The organism is Streptomyces neyagawaensis, assembly GCF_023516595.1.
Lineage (GTDB): Bacteria > Actinomycetota > Actinomycetes > Streptomycetales > Streptomycetaceae > Streptomyces > Streptomyces neyagawaensis.
In genome coordinates this window covers 1-5,479 of sequence record NZ_JAMGBG010000002.1, presented here as the reverse complement: position 1 = coordinate 5,479, position 5,479 = coordinate 1, and the positions used below count along the sequence as shown (strand labels likewise).

Below are 5,479 nucleotides of genomic sequence, written 5' to 3'. Positions count from 1 at the left end.
CGAACCCGGAAGCTAAGCCTCACAGCGCCGATGGTACTGCAGGGGGGACCCTGTGGGAGAGTAGGACGCCGCCGAACAATCATTGATAGAGCTGGTCCCCGAATTTCGGTTCGGGGACCAGCTCTTTTTTGTTGTGCGTCACTTGGCGTTCACGTTGCGCGACGAGGATCCGCGCTATGGGTACCGTTGGAATGCTCAAGGCTGCAGGTGTCGGCGTCGGTGACGAGGTGGTCGTGCCGGCGTTCGGGAACCCCGAGGTCGCCCAGGCAGTGAGCCTGACAGGGGCAGTGCCGGTCTTCGCGGACATAGACCCGCTGTCGTACTGCCTGGACGCGGCGGCCGTCGAGGCCGCGGTGACCACGCGGACCGTGGCAGTCGTCGCCGTACACCGCTTCGGTCGGTCGGCGGACATCGCGACACTGCACCAAGTAGGGCAACGGCACGGCCTGTTGGTGCTGGAACAAGGCGAGTCCGAGGCGCCGTACAGAGAGGTCGGAGTGCGCAGGGAACGCGCCGCGTACCTCAACACCAAGCTGAAAGGCGTACGGACCCCTATCGGATGCGACGGGCACACCTTCCAGCAGTACGTCGTACGGGTGCCGGGCAATGGGCGGCCGGACCGGGACGCGTTCGCTCGGGCCATCAAGGCCAAGGGAGTTGAATGCAGCGTGCCGGTGAAGACGCCGGTGCACCGCATACCGGAGTTCCGGCGGGACATATGCCTCCCCGAGACCGAGAGGGCCGCCGACGAGACGCTCGCGCTGCCCATCGGCGGGGACATGTCGCGGCGCGAACTGCACCGGCTGGTGTCCGCCTGCAACGCGCTCGGCGGGCTCCTGCAGCCGGCGTTCTGAGAGCAGTCGCCGGGCGCACGAGCTTGGTTTGGGAGCACGGCTCTGTTCGGGGTATGATCTATCCCGTTGCCGCGAGGGAAACCTCGAAAGCGACAAGCCCCTATAGCTCAGTCGGCAGAGCGTCTCCATGGTAAGGAGAAGGTCAACGGTTCGATTCCGTTTGGGGGCTCAACCAAAAGGCCCCGCCCGGATGGGCGGGGCCTTTCTCATGCCCTTTTCCGGTCGCCGCCCGCTCAGTCCTTGTGCAGGCCCGGAACACGCATCGCCAGGATGGCCATGTCGTCCGACGGGGCGTCCGAAGCGAAGCGCTCGACCGCGCGCATCACACGGGCCGCCACAGCGCCGGCCGTGAGACCCGTACAGGTCGTGAGGACCTCCGTCAGGCCGTCGTCGCCCAACATGCGGGTGCCCTCACGGCGTTCGGTGACGCCGTCCGTGACACAGAGGAGCACGTCCCCGGGATCGAGGGTGACCGTCTGCTCGTACAGCTCCAAATCCTCCATGACGCCCAGGAGGGGCTGCGGTTCGGCGGCGGGCTCCACCGTGCCGTCCTGGCGGAGACGGAGCGGGAGCGGGTGCCCGGCGCACACGACCTTCAGGACGGCGCTGCCGTCCTCCTGAGGCCACAACTCGCCGTACAGGAGGGTCAGGAAGCGACTGCGGGCGCCCTCGTCGATGATGGCGGAGTTCAAGCGCTCCAGGACGGCCGGGCCGCCGTAGCCCTCGCGGGCCAGCAGGCGCAGGGCGTGCCGGGCCAGGCCGGTGACCGCGGCGGCCTCCGGGCCCGTACCGCAGACGTCGCCGATGGCGAAGCCGTACGCGCCGTCACGGATCGGGAAGAGGTCGTAGAAGTCACCGCCCACCTCGTTGCCCTCGCCGGCCGCGCGGTAGATGACCTCGACCTCGACGCCCTCGATGTCCGGGAGCTCCGGCGGGAGGAGGCTCCGCTGGAGGGACTGGCTGATGGCCATGCGCTCCGAGTACAGACGGGCGTTGTCCAGGGCCAGGGCGGCCCTGCGGGACAGGTCCTCCGCGAGCTCCAGGATCTCCTGGCGGAAGTGCTCGTCCGTCGGCTTGCCGAGCGTGAGCATGCCGATGACGCGGTTGCGGGCCACCAGGGGCAGGACGACCGTCTCCCCGCCCACCGCCGAGGCCGTCGCCAGGGTAGTGCCGATACCCGAGCTGACCGTGGCCGGCTCGCCGAGACCCAGGCTGCGCATCGAGGTGCGCAGAGCCGCGCGGTGGGCCGCCTCCGCGGGGGCCGTCCAGACGCGGGCGCCCGGCGTCGGGATCGGCTCCGGCGGTGCGATCTTGGAGAGGAGGGCCTTGAGGCCGTCGATGAGGTCCTCGTCCTCGTGGAGCACGTACGAGAGATACGGGTCGGAGGCCTGGTCGGCGATCGTGTACACCGCGCACCAGGTGGCGAGGGTCGGGATCGTCATCTGGGCCATCAGGGCCAGCGTCTGATCGCGGTCCAGGGTGCCCGCGAGGAGGTCGGAGGCCTCGACGAGGAACGACAAGGAGCCGCGGCGCAGGCGCTCCAGCTCACCCAGGCGGGCCGACTCGACGGCGAGAGCGATGCGGTCGGCGGCGAACTGGAGGCGCAGGGCCTCCTCGTTGGAATAGCGGCTCGCGGCCTCCGCGGCGACGCCGAGGGAACCGGTGAGGCGGCCCTCGACCTTCAGCGGGACCGTGACGACCGAGCGCATGCCCGTGCCGCTGAGCAGGGGGACCGCGCCAGGGACGGCCGCGAGATCGTCATGGACGGCCGGCATGCGGGCCGAGCCGTAGCGGCCGGGGCCGGCCTCCACGGGGACGCGTGCGAAGCGCTGGCGGGCCGAGGGAAGGCCGGTGGAGGCCCGTACCTCCAGCTCGGTCTCGTCGTCGGTGGCGAGAAGCAGGAACGCGGAGTCCCCGTCGAGCATGTCGCGGGCGCGCTCCACCGTGCGTTGCAGGAGGCCGTCGAGGTCGTCCGGGGCGGGGGAGCCGATGAAGACCTCGAACGGGTCCGTGGCCTGGCCGCCCTCGCCGGAGCCGCCCGAGTCGCCGGTGGGGACGCGGATCGGGGTCTGCAGGACGGCGCGCTCGTGGTCCCGTACGAGAAGGCAGACCGTGGACGGTTCGCCGGCCGTGTCGCGGACCCGGAGGTGGGAGGCGTACACCGGGGTCACCCGGCCGTTGGCGCCGCGGATGCCGTAACTGCCCTCCCAGCGGGAGAGTTGCAGGGCCTCCGCGACCCCGGTGCTGGTGCCGGGGGTGTGCGGCCAGGCGGCGAGGTCGGTGAGCGGCTTGCCGATGACCTGGTCCGGGGCGTAGCCGAACAGTTCCTCCGCGTCCTCGTTCCACGCGTTGATCGCGCCCGTGCGGTCGATCTGGACGACGGCGACGCGGACCCGGCCGTCGGCGAGGGGCAGCAGATCGGCGGGGAGGGAGGGGCCCGCGGTGCGGGTGCCCACGGGGCGGTCGGGGAGGTCGAGTTGGAACCAGACCTGCTTGTGGGTGGGGGTGTACTCGACGCCCCAGTGGCCCGCCATCGCCGCGCACAGCTGGAGGCCGCGGCCTCCCTCGCGGTCGGGGCTGCCCATGTTGACGGCGCTGGACTGGAGGGGGATCTCACGCTCGGGGTATCTGTCGGCGACCTCGATGCGTACCCCGTCCTCCGAGCGCAGGCACAGCACGTCGGCGGAGGTGCCCGCGTGGACGACCGCGTTGGTGACCAGCTCGCTGGTGAGGACCACGGCGTCGTCGACGATGTCGGCGAAACCCCAGCCCTGGAGGGTGTCGCGGACGAACGAGCGGGCCGTCGCGACGGATCGCGAGACGGGGTCGAAACTGGCGGCCGCGCGCGCGGTGATCACAGAACTCCTTGTCCGGTTCTCGTCGTGCGAGGACCCACGACCGACCTCCTGCCGAGGCAGAGGCTGATCATCCGTCGGCCTGGGTTCCTGGGGGGCTTCCCCAGGATGCAGTCCGGTGGTCATGGTGCGGCCGCCCCTCCGATGCCTGCCCGCTCGTGCTCGTGCGCCACCGCCCAGGCCGGACGGGACCGGCATGGCTGGACAGCCGCATGCAAGGTTACTTACCTTCGCCGTCCATGCGGATGCCGGTCGTCAGTGTTTCCGTCCGGAGGTGTGCGGACCGTGTGCGAAGCTGCCGAACTGTTATGGCCTGGTTCAGCCATGGTGAAACACTGGGCAGGATTCCAGGAGAAGGCCGGTCGGACCGCGTCCTGCCAGGTGTACCGGGGAGTGGTGTCCGGCTCACCGAGCAGGAGTACCCGCGTACGAAGTAGTACGAGTGGTACGAGCAGTGCGATGCGGCCCAATGGGCTCAGTACGTCCAGCAGGAACGGTCGACCCTTGCGGGAGGGACACAGTGGAGTCTGGCGCAGCGACGCGAGGCACTAAGGCGCGCGCGAAAGGCGGACAGTCCCTGAACAAGCAGCGCAAACCGCGAGGCGGGACCACCACCGTGGACACGGCTGCCCTGGATCGGCTGTTGACGGCGCTGGAGGCCATGCGGGACGGCAACTTCCGTAAGCGGCTCACCGTCTCCGGTGACGGTGTCATGGCCGAGATCGCCGCCGTGTTCAACGAGGTGGCGGACCGCAATCTGCATCTGACCGGCGAGTTGTCGCGGGTGCGGCGGATGGTCGGCCGTGAGGGGAAGCTCACCGAGCGGCTGGAGACGGGCGCGACCGAGGGGTCCTGGGCGGCCGCGATCGACGCGTCGAACGCCCTGGTCGACGATCTCGTACGGCCGGTCTCCGAGGTCAGCCGAGTGTTGTCGGCCGTCGCCGAGGGTGACCTGTCGCCGCGGATGGAGCTGCGGACGCACGCCCCGGACGGGAGCGGGCATCCGCTGCGCGGGGAGTTCCTGAAGGTCGGGCGGACCGTCAACAACCTGGTCGACCAGCTGTCGACGTTCACCGACGAGGTCACCCGTGTGGCCAGCGAGGTGGGCACCGAGGGCAAGCTGGGTGGGCAGGCCCGGGTGCGCGGGATGTCCGGTTCGTGGAAGGACCTGACCGAGTCCGTCAACACCATGGCGTACCGGCTCACCGCGCAGGTGAGGGACATCGCGCTGGTGACGACAGCGGTCGCCAAGGGTGATCTGTCACGGAAGGTCACCGTTCATGTCGCCGGCGAGATGCTGGAGCTGAAGGAGACCGTCAACACGATGGTCGACCAGCTGTCCGCGTTCTCCTCCGAGGTGACGCGAGTCGCCCGTGAGGTGGGCACGGAGGGCCAGCTCGGCGGTCAGGCCGAGGTGCCGGGTGTGGCCGGAGTGTGGAAAGAGCTCACCGATTCGGTGAACCTCATGGCCGGCAACCTGACGGCGCAGGTGCGCGGCATCGCGCAGGTCACCACCGCCGTCGCCAACGGTGATCTGTCGCAGAAGGTGACCGTCCCGGCGCGCGGCGAGGTCGCCAAGCTGGCCGAGACGATCAACCAGATGACCGAGACGCTGCGGATCTTCGCCGACGAGGTCACCCGTGTGGCCAATGAGGTGGGTGCCGAGGGGCGTCTCGGCGGTCAGGCGCAGGTGCCGGGTGCGGCGGGTACGTGGAAGGACCTCACCGATTCGGTGAACACGGTCTTCCGGAACCTGACGATCCAGGTGCG

At 69.8% G+C, this 5,479-nt stretch carries 3 protein-coding genes, 1 tRNA gene and 1 rRNA gene; 4 read left to right on the top strand and 1 reads right to left on the bottom strand.

Annotated elements, in window-relative coordinates:
- The 3 genes from rrf to M8J73_RS02455 form a co-directional block, all read left to right on the top strand.
- Positions 1–77, top strand: a 5S ribosomal RNA gene (gene rrf, locus M8J73_RS02465); the annotation flags it as partial.
- 114 nt (positions 78–191) lie between these two features.
- A complete protein-coding gene (locus M8J73_RS02460) occupies positions 192–854 on the top strand; it encodes a DegT/DnrJ/EryC1/StrS family aminotransferase (RefSeq protein ID WP_055539326.1) in 663 nt (220 codons plus the stop codon).
- Positions 855–950: 96 nt separating this feature from the next.
- Positions 951–1,023: transfer RNA gene (locus M8J73_RS02455), tRNA-Thr, on the top strand.
- A 64-nt stretch (positions 1,024–1,087) separates the two neighbouring features.
- Here the strand turns inward: M8J73_RS02455 and M8J73_RS02450 are convergent.
- Complete coding sequence (locus tag M8J73_RS02450; protein WP_249828168.1) at positions 1,088–3,835, bottom strand: SpoIIE family protein phosphatase; 2,748 nt, start codon at positions 3,833–3,835, stop codon at positions 1,088–1,090.
- 394 nt (positions 3,836–4,229) lie between these two features.
- Between M8J73_RS02450 and M8J73_RS02445 the strand changes: the two genes are divergently transcribed.
- A partial coding sequence (locus M8J73_RS02445) for a HAMP domain-containing protein (RefSeq protein ID WP_249828167.1) occupies positions 4,230–5,479 on the top strand: 1,250 nt, incomplete at its 3' end.

Coding starts and splice junctions, on each gene's coding strand:
- M8J73_RS02460 (WP_055539326.1), top strand. CDS start 192: ATGCTCAAGGCTGCAGGTGTCGGCGTCGGTGACGAGGTGGTCGTGCCG.
- M8J73_RS02450 (WP_249828168.1), bottom strand. CDS start 3,835: ATGACCACCGGACTGCATCCTGGGGAAGCCCCCCAGGAACCCAGGCCG.